The organism is Ruegeria sediminis (assembly GCF_005938215.1).
Taxonomy (GTDB): Bacteria; Pseudomonadota; Alphaproteobacteria; order Rhodobacterales; family Rhodobacteraceae; genus Ruegeria; species Ruegeria sediminis.
In genome coordinates this window covers 509,008-533,736 of record NZ_VCPD01000001.1, presented here as the reverse complement: position 1 = coordinate 533,736, position 24,729 = coordinate 509,008, and the positions used below count along the sequence as shown (strand labels likewise).

Genomic DNA, 24,729 nt, shown 5'->3' with positions numbered 1-24,729 from the left:
TAGATCTACCGAGCCGCGCCCATGCTGGCCGCGGAGGACATAGATCGGATGAAAAGGAGGAGCATCATGTCTCACGCCTCAACAAGACAGCAAACGCAAGAGTCCGAGACCCGCCGCGATTTCCTGTTTTTTGCGACAGGCGGCGCGGCGATCGTCGCCACCGGCGCCGCAGTCTGGCCTTTGATCAACAGCATGAACCCCAGCGCTGACGTGTCGGCGCTGGCGGTGGTGGATATCGATCTTGAGGGCATCGAGGCCGGTAGCCGCATCACGCTGAAATGGAAGGGCAAGCCGGTCTTCATAGACCACCGTACAGAGGAGCGGATCGCACAGGCGCGGGCAGATGACAACGCGCCGATGATCGATCCGGAACCGGATGCCGAGCGTGTCCAACGACCGGAATGGCTGGTGGTGGTCGGGGTCTGCACCCATTTGGGCTGCATCCCGCTGGGGCAGGGCGGCAGCGACTCTACCGGGAACTGGAACGGCTGGTTCTGCCCTTGCCACGGCTCGCACTACGACACCTCTGGGCGGATTAGAAAAGGACCGGCACCGCGAAACCTCGAAATGCCACCTTATGAGTTCGTGACCGGCACGCTGGTCAAGATCGGCTGACCGGACGGGGCCGGGCAAAAGAGGAAACACGCAGGGGCAGCCGGACCGCCGGCGGCCGGTGACTGCGGCAATGCGACAGGAGCTCAACGATGCGGGAAATCATGACATGCGGCACATGCGATGACCTGTCCGTGCCGAACCGGCGCGAGATCTCGCAACGGGCCGAACAATATCGCAGCCGGGACGCCGATTTCGCCGCTTGGGCGGCCGGAGCCGGGGTCATCCCCCATGATGACCTTACGCAGGTCAGGATACATGAGATGGTCAGGGTGCTGGTCGAGACGGGCAGCCTGCCGGACACGGCGACCGGCTATCGCAGGCTGCGCGCCGCCGACATGATCGCCAACGCAGCTATGTGGCTGGTGGTGCATATGACCTACGCCAAGAACGTGCGGCTTGATGGCAAGGCACTTGCTGCCAACGCGTTCAAGGACAACCCACAGGGCCATACCGGTGGATCGCTGAATATGGTGCCGGCCTATGTCGCCTACCTGGCCCTCAACGCGCTCGACGGGCGCACCCGCAGCTGGATGATGGGGCAGGGCCATTGCGTCGCGGCGATCGACGCGGTCAACCTGCTGGTCGGCAACATGACGCCCTCACATGCCGCGCGCTACGATCTCACCAACGCGGGTATGACACGGTTCGTGTCGGATTTCTACTCCTGCGAGGTCGGCCCTGACGGCTCGCAGGTCTCTCCGCTGGGCTCGCATGTCAACGCCCATACCGCCGGCGGCATTCAGGAAGGCGGCTATCTCGGATTCGCTGAACTGCACTATGTGCATGCGCCGTTGAAAGGCGAGCGCCTCGTTGCATTTCTCAGCGACGGGGCGTTCGAGGAGCAGCGCGGCAGCGACTGGGCACCGCGCTGGTGGCGGGCCGAAGATTGCGGTCTGGTGGCGCCGATCATGATCCTGAATGGTCGCCGCATCGAGCAGCGGACGCAGATCGCGCAACAGGGTGGTGAGCGGTGGCTGGATCATCATCTGCGCCTGAACGGGTTCAATCCGATCGGACTGGACGGGCGCGACCCGGCCAGCATCCTGTGGGGCATCTATGCCATCGAAAGCGGGTACGATACTGCTGCGGCTGACAATGGCGGCTCGATTCCGCAAGAGAGGTTGGGCTACGGTATTGCCGAAACAACCAAAGGCTTCGGCTTTCCCGGCGCAGGAACAAACCGTGCGCACAACCTGCCGCTTCCCGGAAATCCAGCGACAGACGCCGAGAGCCGCCGGATGTTCAACGATGGCGCCAGCCACCTACACGTTCCGGAACAAATCCTGCGCGACGCAGTGACGGAACTGACCACCCATGAGCGCCAGAACCGGCCGAAAGAGCGCGATCATCCTATGGCGACGAGGCGGATCGCGCAGCCGGACATTCCGGTTGCCGCGGTTTATCCGCTCGGCGAGACAGTGTCGCCGATGACAGCGCTTGATCGTCAGTTCTGCGCCATTGTCGGGGCAAACCCCCATCTGCGCCCAAGAGTGGGCAACCCGGATGAATTGCGCAGCAACCGGCTCGACGAGACGCTGGACACGCTGAAACACCGCGTCTTCGATCCCGAGGCGGGGATTGCCGAGTCCCAGACTGGCGGCGTCATCACCGCGCTCAACGAAGAGGCAGTGGTCTGTGCCGCGCTTGGCAACAAGGGTGGCATCAATCTGGTCGTGACCTACGAGGCCTTCGCCCCCAAGATGCTGGGCGCGATCCGGCAGGAAATCACCTTTGCCCGGCAACTGGCGGCGGCTGGCCGCCCGCCCGGCTGGCTGTCGGTGCCGATTGTGCTGACCTCGCACGCATGGGAAAACGCAAAGAACGAGATCTCGCACCAGGACACTACCCTCCCCGAAGTGCTGCTGAGCGAAATGGCCGACGCGGTGTCGGTGCTGTTTCCGCCCGACGCCACCAGCACGGCGGCGGCCCTGTCGAGCGTGTATCGAAGCCACGGGCGGCTCGCGGTCATGGTCGTGCCCAAGCAGCCGGTCACCAGCGTCATTGGCGCGGCGCAGGCGGAACAGATGCTGGCCGACGGGGCGGCGGTGGTTTCCGGCGACCCGCAGAAGGCGGAGATCCTGTTGTCGGCAACCGGCGCCTATCAGCTGGACATCTGCAGGGTCGCGCGGACCCGGCTCGAGAAAGGTGGCGTGAAAAGCGCGCTTATCTATGTCATCGAGCCGGGACGGCTGCGCGCGCCCCGCGACGCGCGCGAGGCCGGATATGTCCTCGACGACCGGGCGCTCGCCGATTTCTTCCCACTTGGCGTTCCCCGTCTGTTCGTCACCCATACCCGGCCCGGGCCGTTTCTGGGTGCGTTGCGTCGCATCGACAGTGGCCCCCAGACAACCCGCGCGCTGGGGTTCATCAACCACGGCGGAACGCTCGATCTGAACGGGATGCTGTTCGCCAACCGGACCACTTGGGCGCATGTCGTGGCTGAGGCTGCCGACCTGCTGGCGCGCCCGATCAGTGATTTCCTGTCGCCAGCCGAGTTGGCCGCGATCGCTGGCGAAGGCATGCCGTCGGCGCTTTGGACGGATTGAGGCGGAAGAGCGCGGGGGTCAGTCGGCCCGATCGGGCGTTTCTCCAGCCTCAGGCACCGAGAATGATTGCCATTCCCACAGCCGGTTCATCGCGACAAAAAGGAACGAGGCGGACCACGCGATCAGCAACAGCCCATTCAGTGCCTCGACCCCGGTCAAAAAGCGCAGGTGGCTGTGGGGGAACACCTCGCCGATGCCCAGCGAGGTAAAGCTGACCACCGAGAAGTAGAAGTAATCCAGCGGCGCATTGGTTGGGACGCCGCCAAAACTGCCGATCCCAAAAACCTGGCCCCCAAGCCAATAGGCCACTGCATAAAGCGTAACTTCGCCCATATGCACCAGAAAAACAGCCAGAACGATCATGAGGATCCGCAAACTTGGAGCCATTGGTATCGACGCCGATGGCCCGGAAAGCCAACGCAATGTGATCAAGTGTAGTGTGGTCGTTGCCAGGACGAGCAGGATAGCCCCAATTACCGCGATCAGCATTTTCCAATTCCCATTTTTCTGACATGCCAATGCACGTTACTGTACAACATACCAACCAATTGGATGGGTAGGATTTCAGCCTTGAGACAGCCGCAAACCAACCGCGATTTGCGCAAGTGCGGCGAAGATCGCAACAATGAACACAGCTTCGATAGCGATCACACCGGCCAGCGCTCCACCCAACAGAGGCGCCAGCGCCGCCGGGGCCGCGAAGCTGTTGAACCAGGCGGAATAGGCCGGGCGGCGGTCGTCGGGTGAAATCTCCATCAGGAAGCCGAGATAACCGATGGTCACCCCGTTCATCATGGCGCCGATCAGGAAGAACAGAACCGCGTACCCCGCCAGACCCGAATCCATGGCCGCGAGCATCAGGACAAGGACCGGAGGCCCCATCCGCACCACCGCTACGATCTGCAACAGCCGCAGCTTGCCCGTGTGGTCGCCGATGCGACCCCAGACCGGGTTCGAGGCCAGCGCGCCGAAGGTTTGCGCGGCCAGCATCGTGCCGACCTCTGCCGCCCCGAGACCCTGCCGGGCGGCCATCACGACGTAGAACGGCAGCGCCATCAGCGTTGCTGCCCCGAGCCATTGGAAGATCAGGTACAGCCGGAACCGGCGGTCCTGCCGCAGCGTTGACAGCCCTTCGCGCAGAAAGGCCGCCAAGTCGGCCGAGCGGTCGCGCGGCGCTGTTGCTACGGCGGGGGGTTCACCGGCCGAGACGAAAAGGGTTGCCGAGACGATCATCAGCCCCGCACCGAGGCCGAAGATCAGCGCATAGGCCGTGAGCGGCGGCATCGTGTTGAGCGCGAGGCGCAGCAGGCCCGCCACCAGGACCGCCAGAATGCCGCCACCGAAAAAGCGCCAGGCCAGCATCCGGCTGCGGCGCTCCGACGGGATCGCCCTGCCGACGATGTCATTGTAGGGCACCGCCACGACACCGCTGATGAAAGCGTAAATCGACCAGAGTGCCAGCAGAGCCAGCGCCAGCGGGACCGGAGGCCAGTCCGCCCCCCACCACAGAAGCAGACCGATCAACGCGACCGCGATCGCTCGCCCATAGGCGCCAACGGCGTAGAACGGCATCCGCCGTTCCGTGCGGCCAGCGAGGTAACCCACGAACAGCTGTGGCAACAGCCAGCCGAGGCGCAGAACCGCGCTGGCATAGCCGACCGCCAGCGCGCTGCCGGTCAGCATGTGCACCAGGCTCGCCACCACCGTTGCGCTGTCCACCGCTGCCGATCCGCCCTGAAATGCCGCCCCGGCACCGGCGATGCGCCAAAATCTCGTCTCTTCGGAATCACGCGCCACCCTTCGCGGCCTCCGCCTCCGCCCGCGCGCGGCGGATGTCGATGCCGCTCTGCCACAACACCGTCAGACCGATCCCGACAACGAGAAGGATCGTCAGTACGTAGTTGAACAGGATCATCAGAAGCGCCGTCTCGTCCGGTACCCCCAGCGCCTTGAGCGCGAACCCCGCCCCGAAAACAAAGCTCGCCGGGATGCGCACGAAGCGCCCCAGAACCATGGCGAACCCGGCAAATACCATCAGGAACAGGTAATCCCACACGTTCAGCACCACACCGGCGGCAAGCCCGGCCCACAGGAAATGGGTCGTCGCCACCAGCTTGCCGACGACGGCCGCGGCGATGGCGGCGACGCGGCGGGCCCGCGCCCGCGGCCAGATGATCCCGGCGCCCAATGCGGCGCGCAGGCCCGCGCCATCGGCTCCCATGCGGGCCGCCGCCGAGTCGAAGAGGCGGCAGAGCAAGGGGGCTTCGCTGAGCAGCGACGCGCGGAACCGGAACAGCAGCCAGAGCAGCCCGCCGAAGAGCACGAGATTCAGCAGACCCGCCACGCTCAGCCCCAGCCGCAACTCGCCTTCGATCTGCGGCATCTGGCCGGCGGCGACCACAACCCCGGCAAAAAGCGCAAAAACCACGCCGTCGAGGAACCGGGCGATGATCGTGGTCGCCAGCACGGTCGCCATGCTCAACTGGTCCAACCGGGCGATCAGCCAGGCCCGGACCAGCGGGCTGATGCCAAGCGGGACAAGGACATTCGCGCCATACCCCGCCAGCAGCGCCCCGGTCAGCCGCAGCGTGCCGACCGGTTTCACGTCGAACAGGATCTGCCGCCACTTCCATCCGCTCATCAGTTGCTCCAGCAGGATGGTTGCGGCAAGAACGGCGATCCAGACCATGTCGGCCCCGCGCAGACCCTGCAGAAATAGCCGGAAATCGAGGCTGCCATAGAGCGCGAACACCAGGTAGAGCGCCAAGGCCGAGCCGACTACCGGCAGCAACCACCGTTTGAGGAAGAACCGCATGTGATACCCTCACACCTGTTCACGTCCGAAATGTTTTACCCTCCGTATCATGATACGGTGTCAAGGTGCCGGTGACGGAGGTAGACCAAGATGCAATCGCTCACGATCAGCCAGGCTGCGCGCGAAGCCGGGATGGGTGTCGAAACCATCCGTTTCTATGAAAGGAAGGGCCTTATCGCACAACCGCCGCGCCCGATCAGCGGCGGAGCGCGGGATTATGGTGGTAACACGCTTTGGCGGCTGAAGTTCATTTCCGGCGCCAAGAAGCTCGGCTTTTCGCTGGCCGAAATCGCCGACCTGCTGGTGTTGCGCACGGCGCCGAATGCCGGATGCGAAGCGTTTCAGGCTCGCGCACGCGTCAAGCGCGACGATATTCAGGGGCGGATCGAAGGGCTCACCCGGATGCGAAGCGTTCTGGACAAGTTGATTGAGGCCTGTCCGGGGCGTGGCGAAATCCGGCAATGCTCGATTGTTGACGCCATCGAGGGCAAAGAAACAGATTAGATCTTGGTCTGATGGCCGTCCGACTGATCCGGCGTATGGTACTTCTCGGCGTGTGCCGGGGTAACGTCACAAAGAATGCGCAGAAAACGGCTTTCCGATGCCCGGCGGCGGAAATCAACTTGGACGATCGGACCTCTTATGTGACCACTTGGCAGCCTTGCCGAGCGAGGCTATATGCTGCTCGTGGACTATCGATTCTGGATATGTCTGGCACGACGCGTGGCCATCGTTTTTGTTGCACTGGTCTTTGCCGCTGCGACAAACATCTCGTCGACTATGGCCATGCACACGACACATCAGCAAACTCACTCCGAAGAATTGGTCCACTCATCGAGTTTCGGGCTTGCTAACACTCATGAATCGGCGGCTCCATCACGGAGCGATGATCGCTCTGGATGTAAGGACAATCAGGTTTCCGCCCGGTGCATCGGCAGCACATGTTTCAGCTGCGACATGCTGTCCGCAATTGTTCCATCCCCAGTTATGAATGCTTCCATGCTGCTCCTGAAAGCAGGCGTGAACGATTTTGGCGTTCACATGGAAACACCACCTCCAGTTCGGCCTCCCAAGAACGTTTGACGTTCATTTCTGCCGGCGTCGGTCCTGAGACGCGCCGGGAATAGGTCAACAATATCGGCTGTCTCACTACGATCAGCCTGGAGGATATCATGCGTGGACGTTACACGGCGCTCAGCATCCTTGCCCTTGCGGCAGGCGCGGCAGGTGGGGTTTTTCTGGAACGGACCTACCTCAATTTCACTGAAAACTCGGCTTCGGATAGTCCCGAGATCTTGTACTGGGTTGCCCCGATGGATCCGAACTACCGACGCGGCGAACCCGGGAAATCGCCAATGGGTATGGACCTGATCCCGGTCTACGCCGGGCAGGAGCCAGCAGGCGATCCCGCCGAAGTGTCGCTTTCTCCGGCCGAGGTCAATGCCATCGGCGTGCGCACTGCGGTTTCGCGGATGTCGGACATTTCGCTGAAAATCGAGACCGTCGGTTTTGTGCGATACGACGAGCACCGGACAAGCCACGTACACACCCGCGTCAACGGGTGGATCGAGCGGCTGATGACGCGCGCAGTCGGTGATCGTGTGTCGAAAGGTGACGTCCTGTTCGAAATGTTTTCGCCCGAGATTGGCCGTGCGACCGGCGATCTGGTGCGGGCAGCCAGGGCGGGGGAGCCCAAGATCCTGGAAATTGCCCGAAGCAAGTTGCTGAACCTCGGAATGTCGGGCACCCAGATCGCTGAAATTGAAGCCCAGGGCGAGCTTGCGCGCACCATCAAGGTCAAGGCCCCGCAAGACGGCGTCGTGATCGCACTCTCGGCTGCCGACGGCATGTATCTTCAGCCCGGGACGCCGGCCGTTTCGCTTGGCGACCTGAGCACCGTCTGGGTGATCGTCGATGTATTCGAGCGGGATATCGCGCGGCTCGACGAAGACATGCGCGCCATCGCTCGGTTTGAGCATCTGCGCGGGCGCACATTTATGGGAGAGATCGATTACATCTACCCCGAGCTCGATCCCAAGACCCGCACACTGCCGGTGCGGCTGAGGTTCGACAACTCGGAGGGGCTTTTACGACCTAACATGTTCGGAACCGTGAGCTTGGTTTCATCCCAAACACGAACGGCGCTGACGGTGCCGTCCGAGGCTGTTATCCGGACCGGTTCGGCGGAGCGCGTAATCCTGAAGACCGGTGACGGAACCTTCAAACCGCGACTGGTTACAACCGGCTTGCGTGACAATTTTGGCGAGGGCGGCCGAACCGAAATCGTCCAGGGACTTGCTCCGGGCGAAGAGGTCGTCGCGTCGGCTCAGTTCCTGATCGACAGCGAAAGCGCCCTAAGCGCCGGTCTGATGCGCATGGCACCGACCGACGAGGCGCCGGCGCGCGGCACAGGCACGCTTGTCACGCTGGACCGCGAAGCCCGGCTGGCGAGGATCCGGCATAGCGCCATCGAAAGCCTCGACTGGCCGGCAATGATCTCTGATTTTCCGGTGCGGGCGGATGTTGCGCTCGATCAACTGGCCGAAGCGTCCGAAGTCGCGTTCACGGTTGCCCGCGGCGCGGATAACCTTCTTGCGGTGGTTGAGATCGGCGGCGACGACGGGATTGCGGCCACGGGAACCGGCACCGTCCGGGCCGTGACCCCGGACGGCAAACTGACTGTATCGCATGATCCGATTCCGGCACTTGGCTGGCCTGCGATGGAAATGGATTTCAGGGTCTCCGGGCTCGATCCGACATCGGTGGCTTTGGACGTACCGGTCGAGTTCGATCTGGCCAAGGACACCGCTGGCATGTTCAACATCATCGCGCTGCGGGCGGAATCCGACAAAGACGCACCGACGGCAGAGGAATCCGCGATGGTGGAAGCAGCGCCGATCGTCGTCCGCGGCACCATCGATGCGGTGGACGATGGGGCGCGCATGGCAACGATCAGCCACGGCCCGATGACCGAACTCGGGATGCCCGGAATGACGATGGCCTTCGCCATTGCCGAAGAGTTGGATCCGGCCACATTGGTCACCGGAGCTGAGATGACCCTCACTTTCGTCCGCCCAGACGGCATGGCGCTTGTATTGGCGAGCGCAGAGCCGGTCCCACCCCCTATGGAGGTAGAGGGCACGATCAACGCGACAGATCCGGGCCGAAGCATGGTGAATATCACCCATGAGGCAATGGTCGAGATTGGCATGCCGGGGATGACGATGGATTTCGCCGTGGATGATGCTATTGACCCGGCAACCCTTCCGGTAGGCGAGAAGGTTGGTCTGCTGTTCCTTCGCAACCCTGATTTCTCACTGACGCTGGTTGGGATCGCCGCCGAACGGGAGTTGACCCAATGATTCCCGCAATCATCCGTCTTTCCCTGGCCAACCGGTTCCTGATCCTCGCGCTTGCGGTGATGATAGGAATTGCAGGAGTTTGGGCAATCCGCGAAACTCCGGTGGACGCCATCCCCGACTTGTCTGACGTACAGGTGATCGTCCGCACCCCATACCCCGGTCAGGCGCCGCAGGTGGTCGAGAACCAGATCACCTATCCGCTTGCCACTGCGATGCTTGCCGTCCCGGGCGCAAGCGATGTGCGCGGCTTCTCGTTCTTCGGCGACAGCTATGTCTATGTCGTTTTCGAGGACGGCACCGATCTTTACTGGGCGCGGACCCGCGTTCTGGAATACCTTGGGCAAATCGCGTCTCGCCTGCCCGAAGATGTTTCTCCGCAACTGGGACCCGATGCGACCGGCGTCGGCTGGATTTACCAGTACGCGCTGATAGACCGGACCGGCAATCACGATCTGGCGCAGCTGCGGACCCTGCAGGACTGGTACCTGAAATACGAACTCCAGACGGTCGACGGTGTATCCGAAGTCGCAACCATCGGCGGCATGGTCCGCCAATACCAGGTCGTGGTCGATCCTGACAAATTGCGCGCCTACGACATCACACTGCCGCAGTTAAGAGGCGCCATTCAGGCGGCCAACAGAGAGACTGGCGGCAGCGTCATCGAGATGGGCGAAGCCGAGTTCATGATCCGCTCGACCGGATATGTCGACGAGCTGGCCGATCTCGCCCGCGCGCCGCTGATGGTGAACGAACGTGGCGCGGCGATCACGCTTGGCGATGTCGCCGATATCCGCTTTGGCCCCGAACTTCGCAGAGGCGTCGGTGAATTCGGCGGTGAAGGTGACGCTGTGGGCGGCGTCGTTATCCTGCGTTGGGGCGGCAACGCTCTTGCCACAATCAAGAACGTCGAAGAGCGGATCGAGCAAATCCGCCCAAACCTGCCCGAAGGCGTGGAACTGGTGACCACCTATAACCGCGCGGGTGTCATAGAGCGGGCCATCGACAACCTGCAGGACAAGCTGACCGAAGAGTTCATTGTCGTCGTGCTGGTCTGCGCGGCGTTCCTGCTGCACATGCGCTCATCACTTGTGATCTTGCTGTCATTGCCTCTGGGAATCTTCGCGGCCTTCATCATCATGAAACTGCAGGGCGTGAACGCCAACATCATGTCACTGGGCGGCATAGCCATTGCTATCGGCGCCATGGTGGACGCAGCTATCGTAATGATAGAGGCCATGCACCGGAGGCTGGAAAACGAGAAGCTGACTGATCGGAATCGATGGCGGATCGTCGGCGAATGCGCATCCGAAGTGGGGCCGGCACTGTTCTATTCGCTGGCGATCATCACGGTGAGCTTCCTTCCGGTTTTCGTGTTGGAAAGCCAGGAAGGCAGGCTTTTCAAGCCGCTGGCTTTCACCAAGACATACGCCATGGCAGCGGCCGCGATCTTGTCGATCACGCTTGTACCGGTCCTGATGGGGTACTTCGTGCGCGGGCGGATCATGCCGGAACACAAGAATCCCCTCAACCGCATGGTTATCTGGGCCTATCGTCCGTTTCTTGACGCGGCAGTTGCCTGGCCCTGGGCAACGACACTGCTGTCGGTCGCGCTGGTCACCTCAATGTGGTGGCCGCTCCAGCGGATCGGCAGCGAGTTCATGCCGGAGCTCAACGAGGGCGATTTCCTCTACATGCCCTCGCTGTACCCGGGTGTGTCCATCGGCAAGGCGCGCGAGGTCCTGCAACAGACGGACCGGCTAATAGCCACAGTGCCCGAGGTCAAAACGGTCCACGGCAAACTCGGACGCGCCGAGTCGGCTACCGATCCCGCGCCCCTCACCATGATCGAAACGACAATCCAGCTGAAGCCCGAGTCCGAATGGCGGCCGGGAATGACGATGGAGCGAATCCGTGACGAACTCGACCGTACGGTTCAGGTGCCGGGAGTGACGAACGTCTGGATCCAGCCGATCAAGAACCGGATCGACATGCTGGCAACCGGGATCAAGACGCCGGTGGGGGTCAAGATTTCAGGTGCGGAGCTCTCGGTCATCGAAGAGATCGGTGTCGAGGTCGAACGCGCCGTCGCCGGCATTGAGGGCACGGCATCGGCTTATGCCGAGCGACCCGTGGGCGGACGGTTCATCGAAATCGACGTCAACCGTGAGGCCGCGGCACGCTACATGATGAGCGTGCGCGACGTTCAGGATGTGGTGCAGACAGCGATCGGCGGAATGCAGGTCTCGGAAACGGTCGAGGGGCTCGAACGTTTCCCGATCAACCTGCGCTATCCACAGGAATGGCGAAACAGCCCCGAACGCCTGAAGGATCTGCCGGTGGTGACCCCCTCCGGTGCGCACATCCCGCTTGGTGCCCTCGCCGATGTCCGCATCGTCGACGGCCCAGGCATGATCCGGTCCGAAAACGCCCGGCGCACCGGCTTCGTATTCATCGACATCGCCGGGCGCGACCTGGGCGGCTACGTGAACGAGGCACGCGCCAAGGTTGCGCAGGAGGTATCGCTTCCGCCGGGCTACTCGATAACCTGGTCCGGGCAATACGAATACATCGAGCGGATGCAGCAGCGGCTGACAGTGGTTGCGCCTGCCACGCTTCTGATCATCACGCTGATGCTGTTCCTGGCGTTCAACCGCGTGATCGAAGTGGGCATCATCCTTGCAGCGCTGCCCGTAGCTTTGGCCGGCGGGGTCTGGTTCCTGTGGTACCTCGGCTTCGACATCTCGGTGGCGGTGCTGGTGGGCTTCATCGCGCTGGCCGGGGTCGCCGTCGAAACCGCGATCGTGATGCTGCTTTATCTAAACCTGGCTTGGGAGAAACGGAAGAAACTCGCCGTCTCCGAAGGCCGTAGCCTTGTATCCTTCGACATCGAGGAAGTCGTGTTCGAGGGCGCGCTCTTGCGCGTCCGCCCGAAAGTGATGACGGTTGCGACGATTTTCGCCGGCCTGATCCCGATCATGTACGGCCATGGCACCGGATCGGAGATCATGCAACGTATCGCGGCGCCGATGGTCGGAGGCATGGTCACGGCAACGCTGCTGACGCTTTTCGTCATCCCCGCGATCTTCGTCATCTGGAAGCGCCTGGCCCTGCGGCGCGTCAACCGCCAGATCGGCAACCTTTTGCAGGCGGCCGAAACAGCTGTTCCAGCCGAATGAAACACAGTAGTAAACCTGAACCTCGGAGAGAAACTCCAATGAAAAATCTTGCCTTCTTCTGCGCCGTCCTTGCCTTTTCTTCCGGCGGTGCCTTGGCCCAGACGTCTCACAGCATGGATCACACCAGCATGCACATGAGTGACAGCCAGATGGAGGGCGCGGTACACGCCACCGCCGTCCTCAACTCGATCGGCGAGGGCACCGCAAACGTCAGTCACGACCCCATTCCCGAGATCGGCTGGCCTGGTATGACAATGGACCTGCCGCTCCTCGCTGACGCGCAGATCCAAGGCGCAATCGTACCCGGCGACAAGGTAACGATCATGCTGGTCAAGGGTTCTGACGGAATGTACGCCATTAGCGCCATGGTGCCGAACTGACGAGAAGCTCATCAATGCCGTCCCGGAGAAGTGATTTTCGCAGACATGGATGAGAACGGTTTTGAACTTGATCAACGTCATATGCGAGACCGAGTACTTCGCGTAAATGCAAAAACGAAAACCACACCAAGGTAAGCGTTAACCGTAAAATAGGACCAACACCACTGCAGCGAACCGTGAAAGAACCGTGACGTTTTCCAGCGCGCAAGTCACGTTCCGGCGCATGGGTGCTATCTCTGGAGGGTAAACATGACGATGGCAAACAATCTGAGCCGACGTTCGATCATGCGAGGAGCGGCGGCGTTGGCGGTTTCGGCCGCAATGCCCGCTTTCGCGACGGGCAGTAATTCGATCCACGTTCTCAAGGACCCGAGTTGCGGCTGTTGCGGTTCGTGGATCAAGATCATGCAAGCGGAAGGTTTCGAAGTGAGCGTCGAAAACGTCTCGTGGGAGGCATTGAACGCCTACAAGTCTGCCAATGGTATTCCCGAGGACATGACATCCTGCCATACAGGCCAGTTGGGAGCCTACTTCATAGAAGGGCACGTTCCACCTGCAGACATTCGGCGCCTTCTGGCCGAGCGCCCTGATGCCGCCGGTCTGTCGGTACCGGGAATGCCCATGGGTTCTCCCGGAATGGGCCCGGAGAGCGAGCGCGAAGCTTTTGATGTTTTCCTGATCCGCAAAGACGGCACTACGGAAGTGTTCAGCAGCTACCCAGCCGCGTGAGCCGTACGGTTCGCGCGAAAGGTTTCGGGCGGTTACCCCTTCTGGCGGACGCCTGAAGGGGTGTTTTCGTCATTGCAGCTTGGTCACGGTCAGCTTGCCGTTGATGCGCTCGGCGACGAACTCGATTTCCTGGCCCTCGCCAAGCGTTTCCAGCATCGCCGGATCGGCCAGACGAAACACCATCGTCATCGCGGGCATGCCGAGGTCGACCAGTTCTTCGTGCTCGATCGTAACTTTCTGCGCGTCGCTGTCGATTTCAGTGACAACGCCACGCGTAAAGGTTTCGGCGAATGCCGGAACCGCGGAAACCGCGATCAGCAGGACGGATGCGGCAAGCGACTTCAGGGATGTCATCAGATTTCCTTTTCTTTTGGTTGAACCCGTGGATCCGGCGTGACCGGCACGCATTGCGGTCCGGACACGCATTTTACGTTCACGCCCGGTCCCGGCTTGAGGGACGTGGCGAATAGAGCGTGCGAGCGCTGTCATGCGAGGCCGGTTCGGGCAACTCGCCTGTCCATTCATAAGCCTGGGTTCCCGGCGGGTTCTCGTACCACCCCGGATCGGCGTAATCGTCCGCCGCCAATCCTTCGCGCACCTTCACGACCGAGAACATGCCGCCCATCTCCAAGGGCCCATAGGGCCCCCAGCCGGTCATCATCGGCACTGTGTTGTCAGACAACGGCATCTCCATCTCGCCCATGTCGGCCATCCCGGCGGTGCCCATCGGCATGTAGCCGCGCTGGTGCCGGCGGATCATCTGTGTCAGGCGCGATTTGTCGGCGCCGATGAAGGTCGGAACATCATGCCCCATCGCGTTCATCGTGTGGTGCGACTTGTGGCAGTGGATGGCCCAGTCGCCTTCGTGCACTGCATCGAACTCATAGGCGCGCATGGCGCCGACCGGGATGTCGATTGACACCTCGGGCCAGCGCGCCTCGGGGCGGACCCAGCCGCCATCGGTACCGGTTACCTCGAAGTCGTAGCCATGCATGTGGATCGGATGGTTGGTCATGGTCAGGTTGCCGTGTAGACAAGAAGTGGGATCGCAGCGGACAGAGAGAAATTTTTTTTCAGTTTTTCGCGGAGGGCTGATCACCTCTTGAAAACCCAAGTCAAACCCGGCCGCAGGCCATTTGTCGATTTCCTGATTTGAGGAACTTCAAGGATTTCGTGGTCGGAAAAAACGTTGACTGTCAGAAGCTTGAAACGCGCCGCCTCGCATCGGTCCGGGTCGATGAAGCGACCTTCCGGCTCCCCGCGATCGCGATCCGGGTCCATGCGTCATCAATCCGGGTGTTTCGCGCAGCACTCAAACCCGCTCCGGTCCAGGCGCAGCGGTACCACCTGTTCGACGTACAAGATACGGAGGACGACATGCCCGAAGACAACGGCCGCTTCATGATTTGGCATGCCATGGCGGAATACATCAAGCTGGCGCCGATTGAACCCGCTGCCAGGAGATTGCTCATCGCGCTGATTTATCTCCAGCTCCTTGAAGAGGAAGAATGGCCAACCGTCGTGCTCGACGAGGAGCAGGCCAGGTATGAATACGCAGACAGGTATCTTTGCCAGCACTACCACGCGCTGAACATATTCCGGTCACTGGGATTTGCGCAGAGCTCCAAGAGCGCCCGTTTCCTGGACCAATCAGATCGGGCTGCTCACGTGCGTCAAGAAACGGGTTTGGCCGGAATAGCCGAGGTTGTCCTGCGCATTTCTGAAGATGCCGTGCAGGCGGTCGAGGTGATTTCCGACCGTCGTCATGGTCAGTCGCGGGACAGGGACCTCCGCGAGGCGGGCCCGTTTTTCGGGCAGCGAGAGCGATGTGTCCGCCTCGATTTCGGCGCGGAGTTCAGCATCCTGCAGATCTGCCAGTTCAATTTCCTCGCGCTTCGTCGCATGCGTGCGATCCTTGACGAAGCGGTTGTTGCCGTGCTTCTTCCCGTGCAGTGACGGGATCCGCTGGATGAACCACATCAGATCCTTTACGTCCTCCGTCGTGACCGTGGCCAAGGGAATATCCCCCCAGAACTCGAGCGCGATGGTGCCGGTGGCGGCGTTCTTTCGCGCCATGTCTGCTGACGTCGCATTGGCGACCGCGCTCTCGATCGCGCCCGACAACATGATCTCCCCCTGGATAAACCGATCGAAATCCTTGTTGTCGGCGCCCGGCAGAAGCCGCGCGGCGGCGACCCGGATATCCTCGCCATCGAGAACTTCGGTTTCGACCTTGTTGATCTGACGTTGCAGGGACGCGGCCTGGCACCCAAGGTCAGGAGAAACCGGGAGCGGTACTTTCAGAGATATGTCCTTCCCTGCCGCCACCAGGGCCGGTTGCACGAGGTTCCAGTCCTTTTGCCTGATGGCTTTTCTCAGGGCCTGGTTTTCCGCTTCCAGGGCCTCGATACGGTCCTCGGTTTCCCGATCCGAAAATGCGCGTTCCGCACGTTGGTCCTCCAGAATGCGATTGAGTTCGTTGCGCAGCATTGCTTTCAGCAGGGCCTCCGCCTGCTTGGGTGACAGGTATTCTTTTGCCAGGGCGTCCACGATTTCCGGTTCCTTCTGCTCGTAGACCGTGAGCAGGCGTCCGGCCCGCACCACGGCGTCGAGCGGGAACTCGGTCTGCAGGGAAAGGCGCAGAAATCGGTTTGATGCCCCGCCGGAAATTTTTCGGGGCAGCCGCTTCATGAAGTAGAAGACACGGCCACGCCGCATGAGATAGGGGCCGACGCGGCTGCGTCCCCGGGCGCGGTAACCGATCCTGGAACTGGAGGGATGTATCCCACCTTGTATCCCACTGCCGGAGGGCTGGGATACACGACGGGAGGACGGGGAGGATTTCCCCTTGTTTTGCGGGTCTTTCAGAGAAAGATGGCTGGGGTGGTAGGAAACCTTGCCGCCCGATGATTGTTATAGGCTTTTTGGCGTAGCCCGAGAAACTGGGGCGGTTTCGGGGGCATTCTCGGAGCAAAGCGACGGGCGGAACGTCAGTGAGCAGGGGGCATTTCGTGGACGAAGGACGAGTGAGCAGGAGGCATTGCTGGCCGCTGACCGCCGCTCACGGCTGCTAGCGACTGGCTGGGCCACTGGAGAGCCGTCGACCTCGGCTGACTGGTTCTGGCTGGTGGCTGGGGCTGGGGGCCGCCGAAGCGGTCATCCGGGTGGTTCGGTCAGATGACCGGTTCGAGCCCAAAGTAACAATTGCCGCTCCTTGTCTGAGTGTCGGGAAAGGAGCTTTGCGCATCCGAGGTGGCGGAGGGAATGGGTTTGTCGAAGAAACTCGTGGAAACTGAGGTTATGAAGTGGTCAGGTAAGGTAAACCCGACTGGTGGCATATTGATTTGTGCCCATAGGGTGAGCATGACTCAGGCGCACCGCCTTTGGTTGAGTAAGTGCTCTTATGACAAAGCAATGGGCTAGATATTTGGTGATCGCGTCATCACTCGTGTGGTTTTGCTCCGGGTATGCAGTTTTGTCAGAGAGCGCCCCTGTTGACGTTTGGGAGCATTGCCGCTCTGACGATAGCTGTACGATTGAGTATGACCATTTATCCACCCAAGAAGACGAGCCGTACTTGTTCCTCGGATATGTCATGGATTCTGAACAAGCTCGATGGGGCCAGTTTCGAAAGGCAATTCATGCTTATCCAGATGTGCAGAGTTGCCTAATAGAAGATGAACAAAACAAAAAACAACCAAACCTACTTAAGTTTGATTGGGACAGGGTTGGTACGGGGCGCGGAGCAGCGGTCTGTGTGTTTCGTATAGCCAGAAGCCTGTCAAACCAAAATAGGCTTCAACACTGGTTTGCATACCATCACTTCGAGATTGCAGGACCTCATAGGTATCGAAGCCAAAGCTTCGTGCCGACTAGAGAAAATCAACCGGTGGCATCAATGACCGGCTATTGGACGGTAGAGCAGTACCGCAAACAAACACCATCAATAATTAGAACCTTAACCGGATTTGATACGGTGATAAGGTACGAAGTGATATTGAGCTTTTCTGATGAAAATCAAACAGTTGGTGCATCAGTGCTTGCGACAACTAAGTAGCTTTTGGGAGTGAAACCCATAGCAAAACTCCAACTTATCCGTGAACCATATCGAGTTGACCTGAACGGGTGGTTTTCATTACTTCTTGTAAAGCGAACACTTAGGCAACTCGCAAAATGCTGCGAGCTGTTCTTCTGGATTGGAAATGCGGTAAGCCCAATAATCCGGACATTCAGGCCCGTGCATATCAAATGGCAGCATTGTCCTAGCTGCGTTCACGCCACCAAACCAAGTAAAGGTCTACTTTAGGCTGGCTGCAGTCATCCGTAAGCCGCAGTTGAACGGCTGTTGAGTCCCGCAACTCGGCCATCCACCTTCGGCCAATCAACATCCGCTTTGGCAAAAAGAAAGCAAACTGAACACCCCCGGCGAACCCGCTAAGGGCCGCCGAGGGATAGGTGTCAGGGTGGTGTCCGGTTAACCACGTAGTCGGCCAACCACTGCCAGTAGGCGTCAGCGTCACGGAACCCTTGAGCCCGCGCCGCCAGATTTTCAGCCTGTCTACGAGAGCAACCGCCATCGAATTCAGCGATAGCGGCTCGTTCCTCGAACGCGTCGATGTCCGGGAACGTCATGTCGGTAACCGGATTTGGTCCACGATCGACCGGCGTTGCTCGTCACTGATGCCAGCAGAGTAGATGCCGTAGGTGATCCCGTTCTCCGACCGCGCCGACTTGTGGCCGACCAGCGACGCCGTGAAGTGCTCCGGAACCCCGGTTCGCTCGCACTGGGTGATGAACCACTTTCGGGTCGAGTGAAACACCAGCCCCGGTCGCTCCAGGTCCAGCCGTCGTCGCAGTCGGGCGAACCCCTTGGTCACCTGCGCGACGGTCAGATCAGGGAACAGCGGGCCGGACGACGGTAACTCCCGAAACAGCTCGTCCAGGACCGGATGCACCGGGACTAGCCGCTCCGCCGCGTCGGTCTTCAGCAGTCGAAGCTGGTTGGGACGAACATGAACGAACCACCCGAGGTTTCCCTTGGTCACGAGGTCGTCCCGGAGCAGCCCGACCGCTTCCCCCGCTCGCATTCCCGACAACAGGCAGGTCAGCAGAACCGGATGCAGTTCCCGATCCTTGGCTTGGAGAACCCGGACCACCTCATCGTCGGTCGGAACCGCGTAGGGCGCTGGGCGCACCTTCCGATCGAAAGGAACCGTCCGAAACGGATTGACCTCCAAATGCCCCTCGTAGACCACCCAGTCGAGGAAGTGGTTGACCTGTGACCAGATCCGCCGCTGGGTTCTGGCCGTTATGGTCACCGATCCGTGGGACGAGAACGCGACCAACTGGTCCAGCCCCAGCCCCCGCGTCGTTTCCGACTTGCCGATCATCGGGGAAAGCTGGGCGATCAGGCTCAGAAACTCACGCCCGTCGGCCCTGGACAGACTGCAGACGGACCGGTCACCGAACTTGCTAGCGAACAAACCGACAGAGTATCGGATCGACTTGAACCCGCTGGGCCGAAGGTCATTACTGCGGCGTCGTAGGTACTCTCGACTTTTCTCTCGGACCAACACCTTCTCCGGTACCACTGGCCGCGTGAACGTGGGGCGATCGAGAACGGTACCAGAGTCCTCCAGAGTGGCCCGGAGACGCACGAGGGCGGTCGTCGGGTGGTCCAACCATGCGGGAGCCTCAGCGTTGCTCTCCGTGGCAGACAGGGCGTCCTCTGCTTGCGACCGAACCTGCTCCACCAACGTCTCAAATCGAGCGTTGACTTCAGCGGCTCGGACGCGGGCGGTGTTGCGGTCACCGGTCTTGAGGCTCTGCTTCAGCGCCTGAGCGCCCAGCGCAAGAGCCACGTCAACGGGGTAGTTTCGGCGATAGAGCCACGTATGGCCTTTCAGGTAGGCATACCGAATGTGAGCAGACATTGCGTCTCCTCCTTTCTGATTTGGTTTTTGGGGGATGTCAGCCGGTCTTGGTGACGACCCGGATGATTAACTCCAAGGATGGTTCGCCGTACTCGCCAGCCAGAGGGCCGGTCAGCGCAAACCCGGTCACGCAGTCTTCGAACACCTCGTCCACTCGGAAGCGATGCTCAGGGACGTCATCGAAGGCCCGGATCACCACGACGTCGCCGGGGTTCAACTCCAACTCAGTCATCGTCGCCTCCGTGCTTCCAAGCCGATACGACCGCCAGCAGAACCAGCGCCGAGACGGCGGGGTGGGAACGGGAGATCACCCAGAGCATCGTCGTCAGGACGGCCTTGGGAGGTGGGGTCAAAAGAAAACCCCCGGCGAGGACGCCGAGGGCAGACAGGTACTTCATTAGTCAAACTCCTGTAGTTGCTATCAATTTAGGTACAGGAGGGTCCTCGGTTTTTGGTCGCGCCCCGATCAAATTTCGACTTGAAGAAGTCCGACTGGGAACTAGCGTCAACCTTCGAAAGCAAAAAGCAGCGTTTTGGTGAACGCGGCGGTAACCGGGATTAAGTAGTTTTCGGCTGAGGGGGGGCGACCATGTCAGGCATCGAGTGCAATTATCAACGCAAGATCACGTTCAAGGAACTCAGGGAAGCTCTCTCAGAAGCCCAATGCCACTACTGCGGCACTACGACCTTGGATCTGATTCTGCGGGGAGAACTTCTTGAAGTCTGCGGCGAAGAGTTCTGCTCTGACATTGCGACGGGCGAAAGGGTACTGACGCCGATAGCCCTTTGCCCGTTCTGCCATGCGCGAAACCATCAAGATGCCAATAACCAGCATAACCCCTGCCAGATCACGGCGCGCCTTAGCAGGGAGGGGCTCGGGTAATCCGCGCCCGCCAGTCCGAAGGACGCTGAAGATATCGTGGCCGGTTGATGGCTGCTGTGCGGGACAGTGCTTCTGTTTGTCGCGGAATTCAAAGCTTTAGCCTCGTAAGCAAACGAGTGAATTCTCGGTAACTAACTTTTTTGAGACACTGGCTGTTTGTAAACTTCCATTTTGTTGATCGCACGCTGTAGTTCTTCCATCTCTGCCTTTCCAATAGCGAATTCGCCTGACTTGGATGGCCAACTTAGAACCTTCAGTTTTTTATGGTTCTTCTCGTCTGCGATCATTCTATCGTGGAGAACCCAATGTCGTATCAGGCGCAAATCATTCATCAAATCGCATCGCACATCGTTCTTTTTACAGTCTTCCGCTTGGGAAATCTTGTATCGATATTCTTCCTCCCAGAGCGAGTAGATCCAAGCCAACAAGCCGGTAGCGATGAGTGTCGAGAATAAGCCGTTGTGCTGCATCCCCTCGATCACAAGTTTGGTTGGAAGAACTACTAGCTGGTCGGTTTTTCCGGGCTCGCCAGGGCCGATTGCAAAAGGTGCCAAGGGGTCGATGCCTTGATGCCTCGACAACTCCCTTGCAGTGCGCCCCATTCCATAGTTTGCCATCTGATAAGCGGTGTGAGCGGCTTCCGTAGTTTTTTGGAATTGCTTTACCGCGAGTTTGCCTTCCCTCGTTTCCAACATATGCTTCTTTCCCCCAGCCTAGTCGCCAACAGGTCTGTGGCTCCCCCTGACATTCTTTGCAATGGTGGTTCGTATTCGGCAGGGCGGCTGCTGTTCTCTAAAACCGCCAGCCACCGGAGCCCCCACCAGCCAGCCCCCTGCCTCCAACCAGTCACCGGGTCGTCAGCGGTGGACGACGGTCTCGCTAGTGACCTGAAGTGCGATTTGGAATTGGCGCAGGAAGCCTGAGTCACCTGCTAGCCGATTGCTCCAACATCCAGCCAAAGCTCACCGGACCTGTAACCGCCACGGATTAGGTGTCCAGGCTGGTGGATCTCGGGAAACTGGCCAACCCAATCACGAAAGCGGTCATTGGTCACGATCTGAGCGCCGAGGTCGCGTGCGGCGGTAAGGATTGCTGGGTCAGCGGGAGTGCCCTTCGGAACCACCATCACTCGCTCTTCCGGTAGCCCCAAGAACTTGGCGAAAGCTCCATCATGCTGATACCGTCCAGACAGGAGGTGACCAGCGTTCGCGTCAAACACGACCCCGGGGGTGTAGCCCAACGCCGATATCTGGTTGACTGTTTCCTTGACCGTCTCGATCTGCGGGGTGCCATCGCGCCAGTGCATCACGTTCGACCCATCCACGACGATCCAACGCGTACTTGACGATTTCCTTTGCTTGGCGCGCCTTGCGATAGCGCGGACTAAAAGGACGACGCTTGCCAAAAAACAGGGTCCGGCAATCAAAAGGAAGTCCGACCAGTCGGGGATAAACAGGGTAGCCATTACGGCGGAACCAGACGCTAGGAACAAAACAATCGGAGCAATCATAGAGACTTAGTAGCTTGCTTCGTGCCGCCTCGCCAGCCTGAATCCACCCCCCCAGGCCAGCCAACCCCCAGCCACCAGCCAGAACCAGTCAGCCGAGGTCGACGGCTCTCCAGTGGCCCAGCCAGTCGCTAGCAGCCGTGAGCGGCGGTCAGCGGCCAGCAATGCCTCCTGCTCACTCGTCCTTCGTCCACGAAATGCCCCCTGCTCACTGACGTTCCGCCCGTCGCTTTGCTCCGAGAATGCCCCCGAAACCGCCCCAGTTTCTCGGGCTACGCCAAAAAGCCTATAACAATCATCGGGCGGCAAGGTTTCCTACCACCCCAGCCATTCAATCAGAACATCGATAGACCGCCACCCGTGGCCCCCGTTGGCTAGGGAAAATGCCCCAGTTTCTGCCCCCGACACCCGAGCCACCCGATCTCAACTATAGCGGGTGCTGCGGGGGTGCCCCTCCCTTCAACGGGAGGAGCGGGTTAGCTGGTTTAGGGGCGAGAGTTCTGCATAGCCACGGCTATATCAGCCCCCAATCGACCCCATTCGCTCGCCGGTCGCGCTCGTCCAGCAGATTGTCCCGACGGTCCCCGATGTCGAGATGTCGCGGGTTCACGCAGAGCCGGTTATGGCAGCGGTGGCGAACGACTTGGTCGCGGGTGGCTGCAGGGTGTTGACCGAAACGTTTCCATATGAGAAACAAGTACAGAGTGTTGGTGCTGGCTACCCGCTACAGCACCGCTCGGACATGCAGCCGAGGAGACGGCGAATTTTGCGCATGATACGAGCGGAAATGGAAGGAAGGTAAGCCCGTTATCGCACTAGTAGCGGCTCGACGAGGGACGAAGATCTCGGGCGCTAAACTGTTTCCCTCCCTTAAGAAGCACTGTCTTGTTTCTTAACTTCTGCCCAGTACGCAGACTGCTCAACTCCTGAGAAAACCGAAAAAACTATGCAACCCAAGACCGCCTTCCATGGCGGTTTTTTTACGTTCAGAAAGGAACATTCATGAACCAAGAGCCCAGCGAAATTCTTTCCGAAAACTCAAACCAACCACTCCACCGATCAAGACCTCGCCGCCGCCGCCGGAGAGTGGATGATCAAGCAGTGTCAGATACCAATGCCGATCTTCAGATCTCTGGCACCGGCGAAGTATCAGCTGACCCATCAGAGCCCGTAACGGTGTCTGAACCCGAGGCGGGCACAGATGCCAACGACCACGTCGCTTTCCTGTCAAAGCAGGTGAGCAAGTGGTTCGTTCGAAGCAAAAACCAATTCTATCTGGTCGAAAAGATCACCTCGCCGCTGACCCAGACGGATGCCAAACGCATCTGTGTGCGCCGGTTCACAGATAACTATCCGACGGTGGAATTGACCAAAGACTTGCTGCGTTCGGTTTTCCAGCGCGCATTCGAAGAAGTCCACGACGATCCGAGCCAGTCAATTCCGATCTGGAACGGGTCGACGAAATGCCGCCCGGATACCCAAGGCGCGATCATCCCCGAAGGCGAAACCGTCGCGATCAACACTTGGAGCAAACCGGCCTACCGCAACCTTGCCGTCGCCGATGCGGATACGACTATGTTCGACAACTTTCTCGTCCGGATTTTTCCTCACGAGGTCGACCGTCGTGTCCTGAAAGACTGGCTCGCGTGGTGCCTTCAGAACGAAGCCGATAAACCCGCTTGGGCTCCGTTCTTTTACTCGCGGCATAAGGGGACCGGGAAAAGCACCCTGTGCTCGCTGATTTCCAAGTTATTCGGGGCGGAAAACTCGTTCACGCAAAACAGCGTCGCCAAGTTGACCGGCAAGTTCAACAAGCCAATCCTGGACAGTAAGCTGGTGATTTCGGAGGAATTGCAGTTGAAGCCGGACTCGCCGCACGGAAACACCCTAAAAACCTACATAACGGAAAAGGTGACGGTTTCGGAGGCGAAAGGTCGAGAGGTCGAGAAGGTCGAACAGTGCTGCTGCTTCGTCTTCACCACCAACCATCTGCCCCTCTGGATTGAAGGGGATGATCGGCGTTACTACGTGATTGACGTCGACCATTCTGGGCATGCGTCTGGCCCGGACGCTGAAAACTTCGGCGGCTTCATCGCTGAGTTCAACGCCTGGATGGCCCGCCCCGAGAACATCGCCCGACTCTATAATGGGCTGATGGCGCACCAGCCGTCGAACCAATTCAACCCTCGATCGCTCAACCTGTCCCTGATCGAGACGCCTGTTATGCGGGACATCATGGAGGCTTCGCGCGAGGTTCTTCTGGTTCGGCTGGAAGAACACATCAACGGGCTCGGCAGGTTCGCACTTCCACAGGAGAAACTGGCGGAAATTTTCATCGAGGTACTGAAATCCAATCAAAACCGAATTCGCCACATGATGACTGAACTTAGGTGGCGTTCCGAAAACGTGAAGTGGGGTGGTGTTGACTACGGCCGAACCGTCTGGGTGCATCCCGACTATCAGGTCGCAGGCGGACGGGTGAGAGGCCCTGACGGGTACGACCAACCGATCGACCCAGATGAAGACGAGGTGGAGATCATCGAATGAGAGCCCCTCGTGTACTCGTCGCCATGGATCGGCACCAAGAGTGGTACACCGACTTGATCGAAAACCACTACGAAGAAGCCCGCCAGAAAGTGGAGGAAGTTTTGGCCGATACAGAAGTGGATGAAAACGGATGTATGGTCACGCCAACAGACCAACCGAGGAAACTTCGGTTTCGAGGTCATCAGGACCGTGCATACCGGTTCGTCTATTGCATCCGCCACCGACTTCCAGCCACC

General features: G+C 60.0%; 23 protein-coding genes and 1 pseudogene. 11 read left to right on the top strand and 13 right to left on the bottom strand.

Translation table 11 applies throughout. The annotated features are described in order from the left end of the window. Positions 1 to 66: 66 nt before the first annotated feature. Positions 67 to 615 carry a ubiquinol-cytochrome c reductase iron-sulfur subunit gene (petA, locus tag FGK63_RS02735; protein WP_171052551.1) on the top strand — a complete coding sequence of 183 codons (549 nt, stop codon included), beginning with the start codon at positions 67 to 69 and terminating at the stop codon, positions 613 to 615. Between the two features lie 89 nt (positions 616 to 704). After that, positions 705 to 3,161 carry a phosphoketolase family protein gene (locus FGK63_RS02730; RefSeq protein WP_246043917.1) on the top strand — a complete coding sequence of 819 codons (2,457 nt, stop codon included), beginning with the start codon at positions 705 to 707 and terminating at the stop codon, positions 3,159 to 3,161. A gap of 18 nt (positions 3,162 to 3,179) precedes the next feature. Here FGK63_RS02730 and FGK63_RS02725 read toward each other — a convergent pair whose 3' ends face one another. The 3 genes from FGK63_RS02725 to FGK63_RS02715 form a co-directional block, all read right to left on the bottom strand. Continuing rightward, positions 3,180 to 3,650 (bottom strand): ion channel, encoded by a 471-nt coding sequence (locus FGK63_RS02725; RefSeq protein ID WP_246043916.1) that lies wholly within the window; start codon positions 3,648 to 3,650, stop codon positions 3,180 to 3,182. 75 nt (positions 3,651 to 3,725) lie between these two features. After that, positions 3,726 to 4,958, bottom strand: coding sequence for an MFS transporter (locus tag FGK63_RS02720; protein WP_138840057.1), 1,233 nt, complete (start codon positions 4,956 to 4,958; stop codon positions 3,726 to 3,728). After that, entirely contained in the window at positions 4,948 to 5,976 is a 1,029-nt protein-coding gene (locus FGK63_RS02715) for a lysylphosphatidylglycerol synthase domain-containing protein (RefSeq protein ID WP_138840056.1), read from the bottom strand. Before FGK63_RS02715 ends, FGK63_RS02720 begins: the two co-directional genes overlap by 11 nt. A gap of 90 nt (positions 5,977 to 6,066) precedes the next feature. Here FGK63_RS02715 and FGK63_RS02710 point away from each other — a divergent pair, with 90 nt between their 5' ends. From FGK63_RS02710 to FGK63_RS02690, 6 genes are all read left to right on the top strand, one after another. Next, on the top strand, positions 6,067 to 6,480 hold the full coding sequence (locus FGK63_RS02710) for a MerR family DNA-binding protein (protein ID WP_138840055.1): 414 nt from the start codon (positions 6,067 to 6,069) through the stop codon (positions 6,478 to 6,480). Between the two features lie 174 nt (positions 6,481 to 6,654). Beyond that, entirely contained in the window at positions 6,655 to 7,059 is a 405-nt protein-coding gene (locus tag FGK63_RS20905; RefSeq protein WP_218961097.1) for a hypothetical protein, read from the top strand. 89 nt (positions 7,060 to 7,148) lie between these two features. Continuing rightward, the gene (locus FGK63_RS02705; RefSeq protein ID WP_138840054.1) at positions 7,149 to 9,338 is read left to right on the top strand and encodes an efflux RND transporter periplasmic adaptor subunit; all 2,190 of its coding nucleotides are present in this window, start codon (positions 7,149 to 7,151) and stop codon (positions 9,336 to 9,338) included. After that, positions 9,335 to 12,514, top strand: a complete 3,180-nt coding sequence (locus FGK63_RS02700) for an efflux RND transporter permease subunit (RefSeq protein ID WP_138840053.1) — start codon at positions 9,335 to 9,337, stop codon at positions 12,512 to 12,514. Before FGK63_RS02705 ends, FGK63_RS02700 begins: the two co-directional genes overlap by 4 nt. Before the next feature lie 38 nt (positions 12,515 to 12,552). Beyond that, positions 12,553 to 12,894 (top strand): copper-binding protein, encoded by a 342-nt coding sequence (locus tag FGK63_RS02695; RefSeq protein WP_246043915.1) that lies wholly within the window; start codon positions 12,553 to 12,555, stop codon positions 12,892 to 12,894. A 249-nt stretch (positions 12,895 to 13,143) separates the two neighbouring features. After that, positions 13,144 to 13,623 (top strand): DUF411 domain-containing protein, encoded by a 480-nt coding sequence (locus tag FGK63_RS02690; RefSeq protein WP_138840052.1) that lies wholly within the window; start codon positions 13,144 to 13,146, stop codon positions 13,621 to 13,623. Positions 13,624 to 13,692: 69 nt separating this feature from the next. On the opposite strand, the gene FGK63_RS02685 is transcribed toward FGK63_RS02690, so the two are convergent. The 4 genes from FGK63_RS02685 to FGK63_RS02670 form a co-directional block, all read right to left on the bottom strand. After that, positions 13,693 to 13,977, bottom strand: a complete 285-nt coding sequence (locus tag FGK63_RS02685; protein ID WP_218961096.1) for a copper-binding protein — start codon at positions 13,975 to 13,977, stop codon at positions 13,693 to 13,695. A 79-nt stretch (positions 13,978 to 14,056) separates the two neighbouring features. Then, a complete protein-coding gene (locus FGK63_RS02680) occupies positions 14,057 to 14,638 on the bottom strand; it encodes a multicopper oxidase domain-containing protein (RefSeq protein ID WP_246043914.1) in 582 nt (193 codons plus the stop codon). A 272-nt stretch (positions 14,639 to 14,910) separates the two neighbouring features. Next, the gene (locus tag FGK63_RS02675; RefSeq protein WP_138840051.1) at positions 14,911 to 15,207 is read right to left on the bottom strand and encodes a hypothetical protein; all 297 of its coding nucleotides are present in this window, start codon (positions 15,205 to 15,207) and stop codon (positions 14,911 to 14,913) included. 66 nt (positions 15,208 to 15,273) lie between these two features. After that, positions 15,274 to 16,314 carry a hypothetical protein gene (locus FGK63_RS02670; RefSeq protein ID WP_138840050.1) on the bottom strand — a complete coding sequence of 347 codons (1,041 nt, stop codon included), beginning with the start codon at positions 16,312 to 16,314 and terminating at the stop codon, positions 15,274 to 15,276. Positions 16,315 to 17,218: 904 nt separating this feature from the next. Here FGK63_RS02670 and FGK63_RS02665 point away from each other — a divergent pair. Next, a complete protein-coding gene (locus FGK63_RS02665) occupies positions 17,219 to 17,680 on the top strand; it encodes a hypothetical protein (protein ID WP_138840049.1) in 462 nt (153 codons plus the stop codon). A gap of 571 nt (positions 17,681 to 18,251) precedes the next feature. Here FGK63_RS02665 and FGK63_RS02660 read toward each other — a convergent pair. From FGK63_RS02660 to FGK63_RS20645, 4 genes and pseudogenes are all read right to left on the bottom strand, one after another. After that, complete coding sequence (locus FGK63_RS02660; protein WP_246043912.1) at positions 18,252 to 19,106, bottom strand: tyrosine-type recombinase/integrase; 855 nt, start codon at positions 19,104 to 19,106, stop codon at positions 18,252 to 18,254. 267 nt (positions 19,107 to 19,373) lie between these two features. Further along, positions 19,374 to 19,556 (bottom strand): annotated as a pseudogene (locus tag FGK63_RS21145) (DUF6538 domain-containing protein); the annotation flags it as partial. 37 nt (positions 19,557 to 19,593) lie between these two features. Next, positions 19,594 to 19,788, bottom strand: a complete 195-nt coding sequence (locus tag FGK63_RS02655; protein ID WP_138840047.1) for a hypothetical protein — start codon at positions 19,786 to 19,788, stop codon at positions 19,594 to 19,596. Next, a complete protein-coding gene (locus FGK63_RS20645; RefSeq protein WP_171052550.1) occupies positions 19,781 to 19,954 on the bottom strand; it encodes a hypothetical protein in 174 nt (57 codons plus the stop codon). The genes FGK63_RS02655 and FGK63_RS20645 overlap by 8 nt, the downstream gene beginning before the upstream one ends. A gap of 191 nt (positions 19,955 to 20,145) precedes the next feature. Here FGK63_RS20645 and FGK63_RS02650 point away from each other — a divergent pair, with 191 nt between their 5' ends. Then, positions 20,146 to 20,439 carry a hypothetical protein gene (locus FGK63_RS02650; RefSeq protein ID WP_138840046.1) on the top strand — a complete coding sequence of 98 codons (294 nt, stop codon included), beginning with the start codon at positions 20,146 to 20,148 and terminating at the stop codon, positions 20,437 to 20,439. A 131-nt stretch (positions 20,440 to 20,570) separates the two neighbouring features. On the opposite strand, the gene FGK63_RS02645 is transcribed toward FGK63_RS02650, so the two are convergent. Together FGK63_RS02645 and FGK63_RS02640 are read right to left on the bottom strand one after the other, a co-directional pair. After that, on the bottom strand, positions 20,571 to 21,134 hold the full coding sequence (locus FGK63_RS02645) for a hypothetical protein (protein WP_138840045.1): 564 nt from the start codon (positions 21,132 to 21,134) through the stop codon (positions 20,571 to 20,573). Positions 21,135 to 21,370: 236 nt separating this feature from the next. After that, positions 21,371 to 21,904: an NYN domain-containing protein gene (locus tag FGK63_RS02640; protein ID WP_246043909.1), complete on the bottom strand. Its 534-nt coding sequence runs from the start codon at positions 21,902 to 21,904 to the stop codon at positions 21,371 to 21,373. Positions 21,905 to 22,948: 1,044 nt separating this feature from the next. Here FGK63_RS02640 and FGK63_RS02635 point away from each other — a divergent pair. Further along, the gene (locus FGK63_RS02635; protein ID WP_138840043.1) at positions 22,949 to 24,493 is read left to right on the top strand and encodes a primase-helicase family protein; all 1,545 of its coding nucleotides are present in this window, start codon (positions 22,949 to 22,951) and stop codon (positions 24,491 to 24,493) included. Positions 24,494 to 24,729 lie beyond the last annotated feature (236 nt).

Coding starts and splice junctions, on each gene's coding strand:
- FGK63_RS02695 (WP_246043915.1), top strand. CDS start 12,553: ATGAAAAATCTTGCCTTCTTCTGCGCCGTCCTTGCCTTTTCTTCCGGC.
- petA (WP_171052551.1), top strand. CDS start 67: ATGTCTCACGCCTCAACAAGACAGCAAACGCAAGAGTCCGAGACCCGC.
- FGK63_RS02650 (WP_138840046.1), top strand. CDS start 20,146: ATGTCAGGCATCGAGTGCAATTATCAACGCAAGATCACGTTCAAGGAA.
- FGK63_RS02685 (WP_218961096.1), bottom strand. CDS start 13,977: ATGACATCCCTGAAGTCGCTTGCCGCATCCGTCCTGCTGATCGCGGTT.
- FGK63_RS02705 (WP_138840054.1), top strand. CDS start 7,149: ATGCGTGGACGTTACACGGCGCTCAGCATCCTTGCCCTTGCGGCAGGC.
- FGK63_RS02725 (WP_246043916.1), bottom strand. CDS start 3,650: ATGCTGATCGCGGTAATTGGGGCTATCCTGCTCGTCCTGGCAACGACC.
- FGK63_RS02670 (WP_138840050.1), bottom strand. CDS start 16,314: ATGAAGCGGCTGCCCCGAAAAATTTCCGGCGGGGCATCAAACCGATTT.
- FGK63_RS02645 (WP_138840045.1), bottom strand. CDS start 21,134: ATGTTGGAAACGAGGGAAGGCAAACTCGCGGTAAAGCAATTCCAAAAA.
- FGK63_RS02710 (WP_138840055.1), top strand. CDS start 6,067: ATGCAATCGCTCACGATCAGCCAGGCTGCGCGCGAAGCCGGGATGGGT.
- FGK63_RS02730 (WP_246043917.1), top strand. CDS start 705: ATGCGGGAAATCATGACATGCGGCACATGCGATGACCTGTCCGTGCCG.
- FGK63_RS02655 (WP_138840047.1), bottom strand. CDS start 19,788: ATGACTGAGTTGGAGTTGAACCCCGGCGACGTCGTGGTGATCCGGGCC.
- FGK63_RS02665 (WP_138840049.1), top strand. CDS start 17,219: ATGGATTCTGAACAAGCTCGATGGGGCCAGTTTCGAAAGGCAATTCAT.
- FGK63_RS02700 (WP_138840053.1), top strand. CDS start 9,335: ATGATTCCCGCAATCATCCGTCTTTCCCTGGCCAACCGGTTCCTGATC.
- FGK63_RS02640 (WP_246043909.1), bottom strand. CDS start 21,904: ATGGCTACCCTGTTTATCCCCGACTGGTCGGACTTCCTTTTGATTGCC.
- FGK63_RS02680 (WP_246043914.1), bottom strand. CDS start 14,638: ATGACCAACCATCCGATCCACATGCATGGCTACGACTTCGAGGTAACC.
- FGK63_RS20645 (WP_171052550.1), bottom strand. CDS start 19,954: ATGAAGTACCTGTCTGCCCTCGGCGTCCTCGCCGGGGGTTTTCTTTTG.
- FGK63_RS02690 (WP_138840052.1), top strand. CDS start 13,144: ATGACGATGGCAAACAATCTGAGCCGACGTTCGATCATGCGAGGAGCG.
- FGK63_RS02635 (WP_138840043.1), top strand. CDS start 22,949: ATGAACCAAGAGCCCAGCGAAATTCTTTCCGAAAACTCAAACCAACCA.
- FGK63_RS20905 (WP_218961097.1), top strand. CDS start 6,655: ATGCTGCTCGTGGACTATCGATTCTGGATATGTCTGGCACGACGCGTG.
- FGK63_RS02715 (WP_138840056.1), bottom strand. CDS start 5,976: ATGCGGTTCTTCCTCAAACGGTGGTTGCTGCCGGTAGTCGGCTCGGCC.